This is a genomic window from Leptothrix mechoopdaensis (SeqCode) (genome assembly GCF_053893855.1).
Genome location: NZ_CM132699.1, coordinates 617,057 through 631,693, shown reverse-complemented (window position 1 = coordinate 631,693; position 14,637 = coordinate 617,057). Strand labels below are relative to the sequence as shown.

The 14,637-nt window shown below is 69.4% G+C and carries 19 protein-coding genes; 8 read left to right on the top strand and 11 right to left on the bottom strand.

Translation table 11 applies throughout. The features are described 5' to 3' along the window. Positions 1–40: 40 nt before the first annotated feature. The 4 genes from ACWA7K_RS02875 to ACWA7K_RS02860 form a co-directional block, all read right to left on the bottom strand. Positions 41–910: a MurR/RpiR family transcriptional regulator gene (locus ACWA7K_RS02875; RefSeq protein WP_456165468.1), complete on the bottom strand. Its 870-nt coding sequence runs from the start codon at positions 908–910 to the stop codon at positions 41–43. Between the two features lie 476 nt (positions 911–1,386). Continuing rightward, entirely contained in the window at positions 1,387–1,665 is a 279-nt protein-coding gene (locus tag ACWA7K_RS02870) for a hypothetical protein (RefSeq protein ID WP_456165466.1), read from the bottom strand. A 24-nt stretch (positions 1,666–1,689) separates the two neighbouring features. Continuing rightward, positions 1,690–1,944 carry a hypothetical protein gene (locus ACWA7K_RS02865; RefSeq protein ID WP_456165464.1) on the bottom strand — a complete coding sequence of 85 codons (255 nt, stop codon included), beginning with the start codon at positions 1,942–1,944 and terminating at the stop codon, positions 1,690–1,692. Between the two features lie 241 nt (positions 1,945–2,185). Further along, positions 2,186–2,731 carry a hypothetical protein gene (locus ACWA7K_RS02860; protein WP_456165462.1) on the bottom strand — a complete coding sequence of 182 codons (546 nt, stop codon included), beginning with the start codon at positions 2,729–2,731 and terminating at the stop codon, positions 2,186–2,188. Between the two features lie 433 nt (positions 2,732–3,164). Here ACWA7K_RS02860 and ACWA7K_RS02855 point away from each other — a divergent pair, with 433 nt between their 5' ends. Genes ACWA7K_RS02855 through ACWA7K_RS02845 form a run of 3 tightly spaced genes read left to right on the top strand, consistent with a single transcriptional unit; the run spans position 3,165 to position 4,740 of the window. Further along, positions 3,165–3,536: a hypothetical protein gene (locus ACWA7K_RS02855; protein ID WP_456165460.1), complete on the top strand. Its 372-nt coding sequence runs from the start codon at positions 3,165–3,167 to the stop codon at positions 3,534–3,536. Next, positions 3,533–4,282 carry a StbB family protein gene (stbB, locus tag ACWA7K_RS02850; protein WP_456165458.1) on the top strand — a complete coding sequence of 250 codons (750 nt, stop codon included), beginning with the start codon at positions 3,533–3,535 and terminating at the stop codon, positions 4,280–4,282. Before ACWA7K_RS02855 ends, stbB begins: the two co-directional genes overlap by 4 nt. Next, on the top strand, positions 4,279–4,740 hold the full coding sequence (locus tag ACWA7K_RS02845) for a hypothetical protein (protein WP_456165456.1): 462 nt from the start codon (positions 4,279–4,281) through the stop codon (positions 4,738–4,740). Before stbB ends, ACWA7K_RS02845 begins: the two co-directional genes overlap by 4 nt. A 200-nt stretch (positions 4,741–4,940) precedes the next feature. Here the strand turns inward: ACWA7K_RS02845 and ACWA7K_RS02840 are convergent, their stop codons facing one another. Together ACWA7K_RS02840 and ACWA7K_RS02835 are read right to left on the bottom strand one after the other, a co-directional pair. Further along, positions 4,941–5,432 carry a single-stranded DNA-binding protein gene (locus ACWA7K_RS02840; RefSeq protein WP_456165454.1) on the bottom strand — a complete coding sequence of 164 codons (492 nt, stop codon included), beginning with the start codon at positions 5,430–5,432 and terminating at the stop codon, positions 4,941–4,943. 802 nt (positions 5,433–6,234) lie between these two features. Next, positions 6,235–7,206: a Gfo/Idh/MocA family protein gene (locus ACWA7K_RS02835; RefSeq protein WP_456165452.1), complete on the bottom strand. Its 972-nt coding sequence runs from the start codon at positions 7,204–7,206 to the stop codon at positions 6,235–6,237. Positions 7,207–7,853: 647 nt separating this feature from the next. Between ACWA7K_RS02835 and ACWA7K_RS02830 the strand changes: the two genes are divergently transcribed. The 4 genes from ACWA7K_RS02830 (at position 7,854) to ACWA7K_RS02815 (ending at position 9,269) form a co-directional block, all read left to right on the top strand. Then, entirely contained in the window at positions 7,854–8,243 is a 390-nt protein-coding gene (locus ACWA7K_RS02830) for a hypothetical protein (RefSeq protein WP_456165450.1), read from the top strand. A 74-nt stretch (positions 8,244–8,317) separates the two neighbouring features. Beyond that, positions 8,318–8,479 carry a hypothetical protein gene (locus ACWA7K_RS02825; protein ID WP_456165448.1) on the top strand — a complete coding sequence of 54 codons (162 nt, stop codon included), beginning with the start codon at positions 8,318–8,320 and terminating at the stop codon, positions 8,477–8,479. Positions 8,480–8,530: 51 nt separating this feature from the next. Next, positions 8,531–8,767 carry a hypothetical protein gene (locus ACWA7K_RS02820; protein WP_456165446.1) on the top strand — a complete coding sequence of 79 codons (237 nt, stop codon included), beginning with the start codon at positions 8,531–8,533 and terminating at the stop codon, positions 8,765–8,767. A 133-nt stretch (positions 8,768–8,900) separates the two neighbouring features. Next, positions 8,901–9,269, top strand: a complete 369-nt coding sequence (locus ACWA7K_RS02815; protein WP_456165444.1) for a DUF1428 domain-containing protein — start codon at positions 8,901–8,903, stop codon at positions 9,267–9,269. Between the two features lie 27 nt (positions 9,270–9,296). Here ACWA7K_RS02815 and ACWA7K_RS02810 read toward each other — a convergent pair whose 3' ends face one another. Together ACWA7K_RS02810 and ACWA7K_RS02805 are read right to left on the bottom strand one after the other, a co-directional pair. Beyond that, positions 9,297–9,926, bottom strand: coding sequence for an NADPH-dependent F420 reductase (locus ACWA7K_RS02810; RefSeq protein ID WP_456165442.1), 630 nt, complete (start codon positions 9,924–9,926; stop codon positions 9,297–9,299). Positions 9,927–9,943: 17 nt separating this feature from the next. Further along, entirely contained in the window at positions 9,944–10,714 is a 771-nt protein-coding gene (locus ACWA7K_RS02805; RefSeq protein ID WP_456165440.1) for a type 1 glutamine amidotransferase domain-containing protein, read from the bottom strand. A 118-nt stretch (positions 10,715–10,832) separates the two neighbouring features. Here ACWA7K_RS02805 and ACWA7K_RS02800 point away from each other — a divergent pair, with 118 nt between their 5' ends. Next, positions 10,833–11,741 carry a LysR substrate-binding domain-containing protein gene (locus tag ACWA7K_RS02800; RefSeq protein ID WP_456165438.1) on the top strand — a complete coding sequence of 303 codons (909 nt, stop codon included), beginning with the start codon at positions 10,833–10,835 and terminating at the stop codon, positions 11,739–11,741. A gap of 5 nt (positions 11,742–11,746) precedes the next feature. On the opposite strand, the gene ACWA7K_RS02795 is transcribed toward ACWA7K_RS02800, so the two are convergent. From ACWA7K_RS02795 to ACWA7K_RS02785, 3 genes are read right to left on the bottom strand one after another with little or no spacing between them, the layout of a single operon-like run. Further along, positions 11,747–12,736, bottom strand: a complete 990-nt coding sequence (locus ACWA7K_RS02795; RefSeq protein ID WP_456165436.1) for a Bug family tripartite tricarboxylate transporter substrate binding protein — start codon at positions 12,734–12,736, stop codon at positions 11,747–11,749. A gap of 45 nt (positions 12,737–12,781) precedes the next feature. Continuing rightward, a complete protein-coding gene (locus ACWA7K_RS02790; protein ID WP_456165434.1) occupies positions 12,782–13,612 on the bottom strand; it encodes a 3-keto-5-aminohexanoate cleavage protein in 831 nt (276 codons plus the stop codon). Positions 13,613–13,615: 3 nt separating this feature from the next. After that, positions 13,616–14,584, bottom strand: coding sequence for a 3-hydroxyacyl-CoA dehydrogenase family protein (locus ACWA7K_RS02785; RefSeq protein ID WP_456165432.1), 969 nt, complete (start codon positions 14,582–14,584; stop codon positions 13,616–13,618). Positions 14,585–14,637: the final 53 nt, after the last annotated feature.

The window sequence follows — 14,637 nt, the reverse complement described above, 5'->3', positions numbered from 1 at the left end:
CCAGGGTCCGGCGACGGGGCGTCTCACGTCCGGCGTCGCCTCAGGGCTGCGTGACGGTGGGGATGCGCGGGGCCACTTCCTTCTGCAGCCGCGCGGCCAGCGACACCACCAGCGCCTGCGCCACGCACATCGGCGCGGCCAGCGAGCGCGAGAAGATGTACTCGTGCTCCGGCACCGTGAACAGCGCGCGCGCGCCCTTGGCCAGCGGTGACAGCGTCGAGTCGGTGATGGCCAGGATGGGCACGCCACGCTGGACCGCGTCCTCGGCCACGTTGACCGTCTCGCGGGCATAGAAGCGGAAGGACACGGCGATCAGCAGGTCCTGCGGTCCCATCAGCTTGCCCATGTGCGTGGCCAGGCCGCCGCTGGCATCGAGCAGCACGGTGCGCTTGCCCAGCATGGTCAGCACGTAGCGCATCAGCTCGACCACCGGGGCCGAGCGCAGCTGGCCGATCAGGTAGATGGTCTGCGCCTCGTCCATCAGCGTGACGGCCTGCTCCATCAGCTCGTCCGAGATGTCCTTGATCAGCTCCTGCAGCGAGGCGATGTCGCGCAGCACCAGCTCGCGCAGCAGCGAGGTCTTGCCCGATTCGGCACCGCCGCCGAGCTCGCCCTCCAGCGCCTTGATGCGGGCCTCGAAGCCCGGCGCGGCCGTCGACAGCCGGCGCTGGAAGACTTCCTGCAGTTCCTTGAAACCCTTGAAGCCCAGCGACTGCGCGAAGCGCACGAAGCTGGAGGCATGGATGCCGCAGCTCTCGCCGATCGAGTTGACCGACTTGATGGCGACGTCGTTGGGGTTCTGCGTGAGATAGACGGCGATGGCCTGGTAGGTCTTGCTCATCGAGTCGTGCTTCTCGTGGATGACGCGGATCAGGTCCTCGTAGTCCTTGAGCGATGGATGCTGGGTCATCGGCGCGTGTCCGGCTGGTCGACGGGTCCGTCGGGGCAGAAGGGGTCCGGGAAGTCCTCGGACATCACCGGGCGAGGCGCACACCAATCGCCAGGTTCTGGGCCCGGGGCCTGGCAACATCGCTTGAGCGTACGCAATTTTCATTGTCGCAGGGAAGTCAACGACCGACCGCACTGGACGCATACCAGAAGACTTGGTCGACCATGTGCTGGCCGGGCTGAAGGAGTCCGGCAACTGGGTCGAGGAGATCATCCGCGCTTACCAGTATCGCGACATCGGCGTGGTCTGACCCGGCACCGCGTACGTCGTTCGATGACTTGCACTGAACTAACCGCTTGCCCCCTAGCGGCTCCAATGTCTCGCGCTTCAGGCCCGAGTTCTTCAACACTGTGCATGGCCAGTGCCAGCATCCGATCGGCGTGGTCGCTGGACGTCGCCAGTGCTTGAACGATCTGAGACCATCCTTCCTTATGCAATCACGTTTCCGGCGCAGCGCCCGCGTCCCGCGCACTTCGCTGGAGCCGGCCGTCTCCGACCGCCTTGAGGCGCCATAGCGTCTCTGGTCTAAGCGTGTTGCCGCGCACGAACCGCCGGCTCGCCTCGGCTTCGATCCCCAGTTCCCTGAGCTTCTCCGCGAACGTTTCCCTCCATCTCGCCAAGTCCACCTTGCGCGGGATCAACCGCCGGCCGCGCCTAGATTCCGCTCTCACGCTCAGATGCACGTGCGGATTGGCCTGGTGGTCGTGGAGCACCATCACATACTTGTGATCGGACAGTTCCTACTTTGCAAAAGCCCTCGCCGCCCTTTGAACAGCCAATGGGTCCGTGCCTCGCGGCATCGACAACATGATGTTGAAGGCCTCTCTGGGATGGCCCGGTTGCGAGTCATCGGCAATGAAGGAGCCGCCGTAGCGCCAGTCATCGACTAGGTCGGTCAAGGCGTCCTTGCCGTTCCGCACTTCACCTCGTTCGTCCTCGATGTCGAGTCGGCCGTTCTTGCTGATGTAGCGGAAGTGCACCGCGATCGCTCGCATGCCGCGCCCTCCTCCGGTCACCTTCACCATCACCTGCGGCGCGCCGGATCACGGTGGCCGCGATGCGGGCGCGGATTTCCCGGGCCCGCTGCCTTGTCGCCTCGGGAGTCAGCCTCGGCGTCGAGCTCCGCGCCATCCGGTTGCCGGGATAGAACAGTCGGTCGCCCCAGAGCACGAGCACACCGTCGATGTTCGAAGCCGATGTCATGGCACGCTCCTGAAGTCACGGGCGGCCGTTGACTTACGCTGAACGTCGCGGCTGAAGATCGGACAAGGCCCGCGAGGACATGCGCAGGTGGGCACGCACCTCATCGGCCAGCGTGTCGAGACTCTCCCGATAGAACCTCGCCGCCTGGCTCTCGCCGCGCGACAGCAGGCTCTCCAGGTGGCGCAGGTCACGGCCAAGGCTGGACATCTCGGCGTTCGAGGCGGAGAGCGCCGCAAGGCTCCCCAATCGGTCGCCGTCGCCGCCCAGCGCCGCCACACCCTCGAGCAGACCGGCCACGGGGTCGCCCAGGCTCAGGCCCGCGCGGCGGGCCGCCTCGGTCAAGGCCATCACGTGGACCTGCCGCACGCGCAGCGACACCCGCTGGACGGCGCCGCGCGATCGCCACGAGCCACGGGGGAGGTCGGATCGGCGGCTCGTCGGCTGTGCGACCAGCGCATCGGCCAGCACCCCACGCACGACGTCCAACGGCGACACGCCTATCTCGTCAGCACGCGCCACGAGCGCGGCCTTCAGGCCCTGCAGGTCGACGCTGATCCGGTCACGCGAGTTTGGGGACATGTCGAACTCCTGAGCTCGGAGAGCAGCTCGGACCGTGTCCGACAACTGGCGCCACTGCGCCTATCTCTGCACTCACCCACGCCTTCCGTCTGGACCTCGATCGAACGCCTTGAATCGATGACTTCGCGCGCCGATCCATCGATTTAGGCGCCATCAGCGGCCACGAAGCACCCCGACCGGGCCTCCAGGCGGCACCTCACCGGAACACAACCTGCACACGAGCGGAACAGGACCGGCACGAATCCGGAACAAGAGCGGAACGGGACCGGAACACGACCGGAACAACTCGAGCCGCTGTCGCTGTCATCGCTGCGATCGGCCTCGTCCCAGGTCGTCCCGGGCCGTCCGCACGACGAATCGGTCCCCGAAGTCATCGCCCACAAGCTGCGGACTCCGCACCAGACTCGGCTCGTCGCCCTCACCCACCGACGACATGGAGTTGCACCCCACGCGCCCGCCAGGCCGAGCCACCCGCAAGGCCCTGGCATATGCCGCCGAGATCCAGCGGCTGCATGGCGCCGGGCACAGCCTGGAGGCCATCCGCCTCGCGCTGGGCTCGGTCGGCGTCGTGGTCAGCCGCAGCACCGTGTACCGCGAGGTGGTCCGAGTTCGCCGCGCCAACGGTCATCCCATCACCTCGTCGGTTGAGCGGCGCGTGTCGCTCATGACATCAACGACGCTCGCTCCCGTTCGGCCCCTGCCATCGGGCCTGACCTCGGACACCCGCAGCGGCCAGGCCATCGCCGAGGCCTTCATGAAGGGCCGCATCACCAACCCCCTGCTGCAGGAGAGGAACCCGCCATGAAAGTCGCCGTCATCAGCTTCTCGGGCAACGTGGGCAAGACCACGATCGCCCGCCACCTGCTGGCCCCTCGCCTGCCCGGCGCCGCGCTCGTCTCGATCGAGAGCATCAACGCCGGCGAGGACCAGGACCATGTCATCCGGGGCCGCCAGTTCGCCGAGCTGCAGGAGTTCCTGCAGGTGGTCGACGACGTGGTGGTGGACATCGGCGCGAGCAACGTCGAGGAACTGCTCGGGCTGATGCACCGCTACCGGGGCAGCCACGAGGACTTCGACCACTACGTCATCCCGACGGTGCCGGCGGCCAAGCAGCAGCAGGACACCATCGCCACGCTGGCCGAACTGGCGCGCATCGGCATACCCGCCGCCAAGGTGCGCGTCGTCTTCAACATGGTCGAGGATGGCAGCGAGCTCGGGCGGGTGTTCGAGCCGGTGCTGTCGTTCGCGCAGATGACGCGCTCGGCTGAGCTGTCGCTGGCCTGCCGGCTCGGCAGCAACGAGATCTACGGGCGCATCAAGGGCAGCGGCGTCGACCTGGTGGCCCTGGCCGCCGACACGACCGACTACAAGGCCCTGATCCAACGGGCCAGCGACAGCACCGAACGGCTCGCGCTGGCCCAGCGCCTCGCGAAACGACGCCTGGCGCTCGGTGTCGTTCCGGAACTCGATGCCTGCTTCGCGGCCCTGGGTCTGGGTGCCATGGGACCGAAGGCAGCTGCCACGGATAGCCCCGAGAGGACCACACCATGAGCCACCCGAACACGACCCGCGAAGCCTTGCTGGCCGAAGCGATTGGGGACCTGGGCCAGGTGCTGGACCGGCTCGAGCGCTGCCAGGTCATCGTGGAAGGTGCCGACAAGAGTTTCGTGCGTGCGGCGCTCTCGCTGGGGCACCAGACGAATGTCTTTCAAAAGCAGCTCCAAGACCTGAAACTGGCCGCCGAGCGCGACGCCCGCCAGCGCATCGAGGCCCTCGCCACGCAGAAGGCCGACGAGATCGCCGCCGCACAGGCCGAGGCGATGGGCACCGCCGCCGACCGGATGTTCGCGGAGCAACTGCGGCCGAGCCTGGCGAAGCTTGTCGGCCCGCTGGACCAGTTGCAGCAGCGACTCGATCACCCCTGGTGGGACTGGATCTCGCACGCGCTGACGGCGGTGAGTTCGGCGTCGCTGACCTACGTCGTGATCATGTGGCTGCCGAGGCACTGACGCGCGCGCATCGGAGGCTGCCCGGCGCCCGGTCCTCGATGGATCGGCGACGGGCCTCGCGAGCCGGCCGCCACGCGGACGGCGAGCCGTTCTTTGTCACCCCCGCCCTGAGCCCGACACGACGAACGCGCGCTGGCTCAACGATGGAGCCAGCGCGCGGGCTTGGGGTTGGGGTTGGTGAAGTGTGGCGTCGCGAAACCTCAGGCGGCGCCGTGGCTCGCCTGGCGATCGCTGCGGGGCTTGTGGCTCGGGCGGGTGCGGCCCGGGTGCGCGCTGGCGGCGGTGGCCGGGGTGCGGGCTTCGACCTCCTCCGGCGACTCCGGCTGGCCGTCACGCTCCCGGCGGGCCTCGGACTCGGCCCGGCTGTCGAGGTAGTCGATCTCGTCGGCCGTGAAGGTCAGTGTGTGAACCGTTTCGCCGTCCTTCTCGTAACGGTGGTTCCGGACCCGGCCGACGATGTTCACGTGCGAGCCCTTGCCCAGGTAGCGCGCGGCGTTCTCGGCCTGCGCGCCCCACAGGGTCCACTGGATGGCGGTGGCGTCCTCGTGGCGCTGGTCGCCGGATCCGCGGCGGGTGTTGCTGATGGCGGTGAGCACCGCGCGGGCGATCGGCCCTTCGCGGCCGTTGACGGTGTCGAGCTTGACGGCGCCGGCCAGGTGGGCGTGGCGCTGGGTGACGTGGACGTGGGCCATGACGGACTCCTTGCGAGAGCGCATCGGCCGGGCCCCGATCCGGGTGTCCCTGGAAACCGATCCTCTCGCTTGGACCTTCCTCGCACCCGCCCACGGGCGGGCGGGGGGTGGGCATGGCCCCTGCCCTCACGGGAAGGGGTCGGGGGATGGGTGGTGTGTCCTGCAGCCGACGCGGTGCGCCAGTCTCCTGGCCCACCGCTGAAAGATCCCCCCACAAGTCCCCCTCGCCCACAGGACGGGGGCTGGTGGGGGGAGCGCGGTGGGCCGGTCTGGTGCAGGGCTGCCACCCGCCTGCGGGCGGCGCAGTGGAACGGAGCCGACCGCGAAGACCCGAACCCCGGCGGCCCTGCGGCCGGCGTGCCACCAAGGCTGCGTCAGCAGACGACGGGCGCGGCGGTCGAGCCGGGGTGAGCCGGATCGGCGGTTGGGGTGGCCTTCGCGCGGCTCGGCAACGGGCGTGGCGGGTGACCGGTGAGGCCGTTCAGCCGGAAGGCACGCGAAGCGGGACGACCGGCTGTTCGGCCAGCGGGTCGGCCTGGGCGGCGCAGCCGCTCAGGCGATCTGGGTGTTCAGGCCCGCGATCACCGGGCACGGGAACGGGCCGCGCCCCCAGGACCGCCGGCACCGCCGGCCTGACCGTGTTGCGTGAGGGACGGCCGCCCGACAGGGGCGAGACACCGGACACCGGCCGGAGGCTCGACGCGCAGCGCCACGGCCTGGCCCGGCAACGCCGGGGCACGCCCGAAGGATTCTTCATCCGGGCGCAATTGCAGCCGACACCGCCACCACCGCCGACACCTCGCTACTCGCCCGGATAGCGCAGCCCGATCTGCGCGCGGATCGTGTCCAGCGTCTGCATGATCGCGACGCTGTCCTCCGGCGGCAGGATCTCGCCGGCCAGGAGACCCGCCATCACCAGCCGCTCGATCTCGTCGGCCTGGAACTGCATGCCACGCCCGGGCACCTCGGAGACGAATTGCTCGATCACCCGACCATCGGCGTCCAGCACGCGGAACGAGGTCGGCTCGTACCAAGTCGCATCGATCTCGATGCGCGCCTCGGTGCCCTGGATCGTGGCGACGTTGCGACCGGCGTTGTCGCTCGACGAGATCGTGGTCGACAGTGCCCCGCCGGCATGGCGGAACATCGTCGTGACCTCGGCGTCCGCGCCGGTGGCCTTGAAGCGCGCCATGGCCTGGATCTCTTCCGGTCGACCCAGGATGTCCCAGGCGAAGGCGATCGGGTAGATGCCCAGGTCCAGCAGCGCGCCGCCGCCCAGTTCCATCGCGTTGAGTCGATGCGCCGGGTCATCCGGTAGGTCACGCGTGTGGTCGGCGACGACCGACTGGACCGTGCCGAGGACGCCCGATGCCACCATCTCGCGGATGCGGCGCATGTGCGGCAGGAAGCGGGTCCACATGGCCTCCAGCACGACGAGGTTGCGGGAATGGGCCAGGTCCACCACGGCCCGCGCTTCGGCCGCGTTCAGGGTGAAGGGCTTCTCGACCAGCACGTGCTTGCCGGCGTTCAGCGCGGCCATCGCGTTCGCCGCATGCATCGGGTGCGGCGTGGCCACGTAGACGATGTCGACCTGCGGATCCGCGACCAGGCTGTCGTAGCTGCCGTGGGCGTTCGGGATGCCGAAACGGGCGGCGAAGCGGTCCGCCGACGCCTGCGTACGCGAACCGACGGCGCTGACCGCATGCCCGGTGAGCTGCAGGTCCTTGACGAACAGGTCGGCGATCCAGCCGGTCCCGAGAATCCCCCAACGCAAGGCCTGGGTCACGATGCTTCCTTTCGATGGTCGAAAGTCCATCGTAGCCGCGGACGGTGTTTCAGATCGAAGGGACCAAAGGACTGCGATAGCAAGACAGGTCGCCAGCAAGGATGACGTCCATCCGGCATCGACAGAAACAGGGCCGCAAGGATCCGATCCTTCTTGATCCGTCGCCGCCTTCCAGTGCGACGGTCAGTCAGTTGGGCTTCAGGCCAAAGCTGGCAGTTTCAGCTGCGGTGTTGACAGGGGCAAGATTGGCGGCTCCCAGACGGGTCAAGAATCGCTATCTCAGGGCTCGAAGCCTGGGGGCAACTTTGGGGGCAACTCCCGCTGATGGAGGGGTCCTCCCCTGGGAGATGAGATTCCTGTCGGCGGGACCAGATGCCCGATGAGAAGCCACCCGAGCGGGTGGCTTTATTCTTTGCAACCTTGAGATCGTCAGTCAATCCACCAATACCCGCATGACACTGGACATGCGGCGGAATATCCGCACGCCGGGCTACTGATGTTGGGAATGAAGGCCGTCGCCAATAACAGATTGACGGGTTGAGCGACAAGAGAACTGGGCGCAATATACCCAACCTCTAACCGGATCACTTCAGGACTGACGTGCAAACCCATGGACACACTCAAGCAGGAAAGGGTTGTTCACGTCGAATCTCTGCATTGCGCACTGGACGCACTTGCAGTCGGTGCGACGCAGCAGGCTGGCGCCACCGAACTCCCCCGATCGAAACGATATTTTAAAACCTCCGTCCGAATCACTCGGAACGCAGCCGTTGGGTGTACCGCGATCGCCACCCGAACACGCGCCACAACGGCAACCGGCGCAATATCTCGCGGCGTTCTGGCCCGCCACCTTTTCGGTCGTCCAGAAACTGTGCCCATTGCCCATCGAATGGCCCGTTGCCTACGGCCTTGCCATTCAGGGTGCGATCGAAGCCAGCAAGCCAGTCATTCCTCCGGCACTCGCGCTGGCCCTGGTCATCGAAAGTGCGGTCCCGATGTCCAAGGTCGACATGAGTGCGCTGTAGCAAGTCCGTCAAGCGAGCTTGGACGGGGTATACAAACGACGCCAACGGCTTGCCGTCTAGATGACAGACCACCCATGAGCAAACTCTTTACATCGACGCGCCGAGCCTTGCTGATCTTCGCGCTGGTCGGTCCGATCGTCGGCGCGTTTGGCACAGGGGAGAGCCTGCTGTCAGGCCCGGCGATCACGCTGCCGCTCATATTCTTGTTCGGTGCACCGGTTGCGATTGCGACGTGAGTGATGCATGACGCCGCCATGCGCGTCACTCTCCCCTGGCTGAGACTCCGGGTGGAAGACACCGCCTTCGTGTCCGAGTTGGCCATCGTGTTCGTCAGCTTGATCCTGGGCGGCCTTGCAGGCTATATCGCCTTCAGCTCGATCACCTGTTCGATCGTCGGACATTCGGTGACCGATCTATCGGCTTGTCTTGTGCGAACGGCCCAAAGATTCTGGGGGCTGGGCCCCCTGCCCGGCGCCTGCTGCGGATTCATCGTGGCGCTTTGTCCGGTCAAGGAATCTCGCTGAACCGGTCCTGCCCGGGTGATGCGCAGGCGATACCCGGGTGAATCGCGATGCCCGATGGCCTCGCCCGCGCCAAGATCCCTCTGCCGTGCGACCCGCTCGACGCGCTGCTGTCCTGAGCCGCGAAGGAGACGACATGTCCTACATCGATGGTTTCGTGATCCCGGTGGCGCGCGCCGACCGGCAGAAGTTCGTCGAACACGCGCTGCACTTCGATGCGCTGTTCATCGAGCTGGGCGCCCTGCGGGTGGTCGAGGCGCTGGGCGACGACATCCCCGACGGCAAGCTCACCGACTTCCGCCGTGCGGTGCAGGCCACGGCCGACGAGACGGTGGCCTTCGCGTGGGTCGAGTGGCCGGACAAGGCCACGCGCGACGCGGCGATGAAGAAGATGGTGGATGACCCGCGCATGGACCCGTCCAACCCCGCCAACCCGCCGATGCCGTTCGACGGCCGGCGGATGATCTTCGGCGGCTTCGAGCAGGTGGTGGAGGTCAAGGCCTGAGCGCAGGGTGGCCGCGTCGTCCTCGGTTCAACCGCGTGTCATGCGCGAAAACGCGAACCGCCGCCCCGCACCCTGCTTGAACGCCAGGTGGATCCACACCATCGCCAGCGGCTCCAGGTAGCGCGCGGCGCTCAGCGGGCCCATGTCGACGGCGTCGAAGCCGATCAGCGTGGCGAGTGCCAGCACCTGCTGGCGGGCCGCCGCGTCGTCGCTGGCGACCGGCATCATCGGCAGACCCTGGGCGTAGCGGCTGTCGGCCATGTTCTCGGCACCGGTCGTGTTGAAGGCCTTGACGACGCGGGCGCCGAGGGCGCGTTCGGCGATCTGTTCGGCGCCGCTGGTGGTGGTGGCCAGGCTCAGGCCGGCCAGGCCCGGGGCCAGCGGGTTGGTGGCGTCGACCAGCACGCGGCCCTGCCAGTCCTCGCGTCGCCGGGCGATGTCCAGCGCGGCGGTCCAGGGCACCGCCAGGATGACGAGTTCGCCGGCCTGCACGGCCTCGTCGCTGGCCCGCAGCGTGGCTTGCGGGCCCAGTGCGGCCACGGCATCGGCATGACGTGCCGGGTCGGGCACGCCGATCGTGACCGGCTGGCCGGCGCGCAGGAAGGCGCGGGCCAGTGCCATGCCGACGTTGCCGGCGCCCAGGATGCTCAGGTTCATGGCGTGCTCCTGGCGGGTCAGCGACCCAGGGCCTCGATGACCAGGCGCGCGGTTTCCGCGCCCGAGAAGTTCTGCTGGCCGGTGATCAGGTTGCCGTCGCGCACGGCGAAGCTGCGCCACAGGCCGCCCTGCACGTAGTTCGCGCCGATGGCCTTGAGCCGGTCCTCGATGCGCCACGGCATGACGTGACGGTCGCGCGGCAGCAGGCCATACGACCAGACGGCGTTGTCGGCATAGTCTTCCTCGACGTTGGCGAAGCCGGTGACGGTGCGGCCCCGGGCGATCAGCTCGCCCCGGCTGTCGCGGGCAAACGCCAGGATCGCGCAGCCGTGGCACAGCGCGGCGGCGACCTTGCCGGCCTCGAAGAAGGCGGCGAAGGTGGCGTGCAGGCCGGTCGCGGCCTCGAAGGTGAACATCGGCGCCTGACCGCCGGCCACGACGATGGCGTCGAACGCGGCCACGTCCAGATCGGCCACCGGCGTCGTCTTCTCGACCAGCGCACGCAGCTCGGGCGTGTGGATGAAGCCCTGGCTGATCAGGTCGGTGCGGCTGTAGCCGCTGGCGTCGTCCGGGTCGCTCATGGCGTCGGCCGCGCAGGCGCCACCGGCGGGGCTGAACAGCGCCACCTCGTAGCCGGCCTCGACGAAGGCGTGGTACGGGTGGGTCAGCTCGCTCCACCAGAAGCCGACCGGCCAGCCGGTGGTGGTCGACACCGCCGGGTTGGCGATGACGAGGGCGATGCGCTTGCGGCGCTGCGGGTTCACGACGTTGGGGTCTTGCAGGCTCATCGGGATCTCCTCGGGTGGGTCGGGGCCGGATCGGGCCCCGATGTCCGGCAGTGTCCGGATCGACACCCTCCGGCTCAATCCACCAGAATGAGATTCACTGTTGCCACTGGAGACAACAATGGACCTGGCCAGCCTGGAAGCCTTCGTCAAGGTCGTGCAGACCGGCAGCTACACGCGCGCGGCCGATGCGCTGGGCACGCAGAAGGCGCGGCTGTCGCGCGTGGTCAGCGCGCTGGAGCGCGAGCTGGCGGTGCGGCTGCTCGAACGCAGCACGCGCTCGCTGTCGCTGACCGAGGCGGGGCGCGAGTTCTTCGAGCGCGCCCACGCCATCCTGGCCTCGGTCGACGAGACCCGGCAGGCGATGCAGCGCATCCGGGGCGAGCCGCAGGGCACGCTGCGGCTGACCTGCGGTGTCGAGTTCGGCCTGGTGGCGGCCGGCACCTGGATCGCCGACTACCTGGCCGCCTACCCGCAGATGCAGGTCGAGGCCGACTACACCAACCGCGTCGTCGACATCGTCCACGAGGGCCACGACCTGGCCTTGCGGGTCGGCCCGCTGGCCGATTCATCGCTGGCCGCGCGGCGGCTCGGCATGCTGGACTACGGCCTGTACGCATCGGCCGACTACCTGCAGCGCCACGGCCCGCCCGGGTCGCCGCAGGACCTGGCGGCGCACCCGCTGGTGGTCTATGCCGGGGCGGCGCCGCAAGGGCATTGGCAGCTGGCGCGCGGCGACGACACGCAGCGCGTGCGGCTGCAGCCGCGCCTGCGCGTCAACACCAGCCTGGCCGTGCGCGACGTGCTGCAGCGCGGCCTGGGCATCGGCCTGCTGCCGCGCCGCGTGGCCGAACCGGCCGGCCAGCCGGCGCTGCTGCAGCGGGTCCTGCCGGACTGGCGTCCGCCGGACGTGCCGGTGCATGCGGTGTTCGCGAGCGCGCGCTACCTGACGCCCAAGGTGCGGGCGTTCATCGACCTGGCGGTGGCGCGGTTCGAGGGGACGGGTTCGGGCGGATCAGCGGCTGGCTGACGGTCTCAATCCGCCGTCACCCCCGCCTCGCGCACGACCTTGCCCAGACGCTCGGACTCGCTGCGGATCAGCTGGCCGAAGGCCTCGGCCGTGCCGGCGACGACCGGCGTGCCGGTGGCCTCCCACTTCTGGCGGAAGGCGGGGTCCTTGAAGATGTCGAGGAAGGTCGCGTTGAGCTTGGCGACGATCGGCGCGGGCGTGCCCGTGCGCACGGCCACGCCGTGCCAGGCCGTCGTCTCGAAGTTGCCCAGGCCGGCTTCGGCCATCGTCGGCACGTTGGGCAGGGCGGGGCTGCGGCGGGCCGAGGTCACGGCGATCGGGCGCAGCTTGTCGGCCTGGATGTGCGGCAGCGAGCTGCCCAGGATGTCGAACATCACCTTCACCTGACCGCCCAGCAGGTCGTTCAGCGCCGGGCCGGCGCCGCGATAGGGCACGTGGACCAGGTTGACCCCGGCCGCACGCGCGAACAGTTCGCCGGCCAGGTGCTGCGGCGTGCCGTTGCCGGCCGAGGCGTAGGTGAACGGCTCCTTCTGCGACTTGGCCAGGGCGATGAAGTCCTTCAGGGTCTTCACGTCGACCGACGGGTGGACCTCCAGCACCAGCGGGAAGGCCGACAGCTGGACCACCGGCACCAGGTCGGTCAGCGCGTTGAAGGGCATCGTGCGGAACAGCGTGCCGTTGACCGCCATCGGGCCGCTGGCGGCCAGCAGCAGGGTCTGGCCGTCGGCGGGGGCCTGGCGCGCCACCTCGCCGCTGCCGACGTTGCCGCCGGCACCGCCCTTGTTCTCGATCAGCACCGTCACGCCCAGGCGCTTCTGCAGCTCGGGCTGCAGCAGGCGCGCCATCAGGTCGGTCGGCCCGCCCGGCGGATAGGGCACCAGGAAGCGGATCGGGCCGTTCGGGTAGCTGGCCTGGGCCTGCGCGCCGGTGGCCATCGTCAGGCCGGCGGCGGCCAGCGCGAGCGCGGCGGTCAGGTGGCGGCGGGTGATCGTCATGGGGGTCTCCTGCAGGTGTGTCGTGTGATGGGGGGATCGATGCGGTCAGCGCGGCAGGCCGTGGAAGCGTGCGCGGATCTGCGACGCGGTTGCCAGCGGACGGCCCAGCGCGGCCGCCACCTCGGCGGCCTGCCGGACCAGCGCGGCGTTGTCCGGCGCGATCCGGCCGTCGCGCAGCCGCAGGTTGTTCTCGAAGCCGACGCGGGCATGTCCGCCGAAGGACGCGGCGGCCGCCACGCAGGCGTTCTCGCTCGGCCCGAAGGCGCACATGGCCCAGGGCTCGGGGCCGTCATGGGCCTGCAGGAAGGGCAGCAGGTCACGCGGGTCCGAGGTCTGGTGGGCGCTGTAGCGGCCCAGCACGAACAGCAGGAACCACGGCGCGTCCGGCACCGTGCCGTCGGCCCGCATCGCCTGCCAGCGCCGCAGGTCGGCCACGTCGTAGAGGATGACCTGCGTCATCGTCTGCCGCTGCGCCAGCTCGCCGAAGAAGGCGCGCAGCCCGGCCGCGCCGATCTCGGGCTGGTCGACCTCGCGCAGGCCGACCGAGACGGCCTCGGGCCGCAGCGCCCGGACCATCGCGATCTGCTGTTCGGCGCGGTAGACCTTGGCCGCCTCGCTGGTCACCTGCAGCACCATCTCGTCGCCGACGGCATGGCGGACCACGCGCAGCGCCTCCTGGTAACCGGCGACGTCCAGGCTGTGACGGCCCTGCGCGTCGCGGATGTGCAGGTGGAGCATCGCCGCGCCAGCGTCCAGGCAGGCCTTGGCGGTGTCGGCCAGCGCCGCCGGGGTCAGCGGCACGGCGGGGTGGTCGGCGGTCTGCTTGTAGGCGCCGTTGGGCGCGACGCAGACGATCAGCGGATCGGTGGTGTGCATGGCTCAGTCGTGTGGATCGTCGGCGGGCGATGACGGCAGGTCGTCGCGCAGCAGCCGCAGCCCCGCGCGCAGCAGCCGGTCGTAGCGGGCGCGCTCGGCATCGCGGCGCTCGGGCGGCCAGTCGGAGAAGCCGGCGCCGGCCTTCATGCCAGTCCGGCCGGCCGCCACCGGGTCGCGCAGCACCCGCGCGGGTGCCGCGTCGTTGCACAGGCTCGGGTAGATCGTGGCGGCGGCGGCGCAGTGGATGTCGAGCCCGGCGTGGTCGCGCTGCAGCACCGGGCCGGCGGCCAGGAAGCGGAAGCCGAAGCCGAAACGCACGGCGGCGTCGATGTCCTCGGCGCTGGCCACGCCGTCGTCCAGCAGCGCGAAGGCCTCGCGCGCCAGCGCGTGCTGCAGGCGGTTGGCCAGGAAGCCCGGCCGGTCCTTGCGGACGAGCACCGGCACGCTGGCGCAGCGGCGCATCGTGGTCATCAGCCCATCGGCGAGCGCGGCGTCGCTGTCGGGGCCGAGCACCACCTCGACCAGCGGCACCAGATGGGCCGGCATGAAGAAGTGCAGGCCGAACATGCGCTCGCGGGTCGAGAGGCCTTCGGCGATGCGGCTGATCGGCAGGCCCGAGCTGTTGCTGGTCAGCAGGGCCGTGGCCGGCGCGCGGGCGACCAGTTCGGCGAACAGCAGCTGCTTGGGCGCGAGCTGCTCGACGATGCATTCGACGACCAGCGCCACGCCCGGCCAGGCGACGTCGTCCAGCCGCGTCACGAGCACGGGCGTGTCGGGCCGGGCGGCCTGCGGCTGTTCGGCGTGCCAGGCGTCCAGCTCGGTCACGATGCGGTGGCGGGCGCGTTCATGCCGGGCGGCATCGCGCTCGACGACGGTGACGGCCAGACCGCCACGCGCCAGCACGACGGCCACGTCGGTCCCCATCGTGCCGCCGCCGATGACGACCGCGTGGGAGGCATTGAGTCGGTTCATGCGGCGCGAGTCTAGGAACCGGGTTTGATCCGGTCCAGTCGTGATTCGCGATG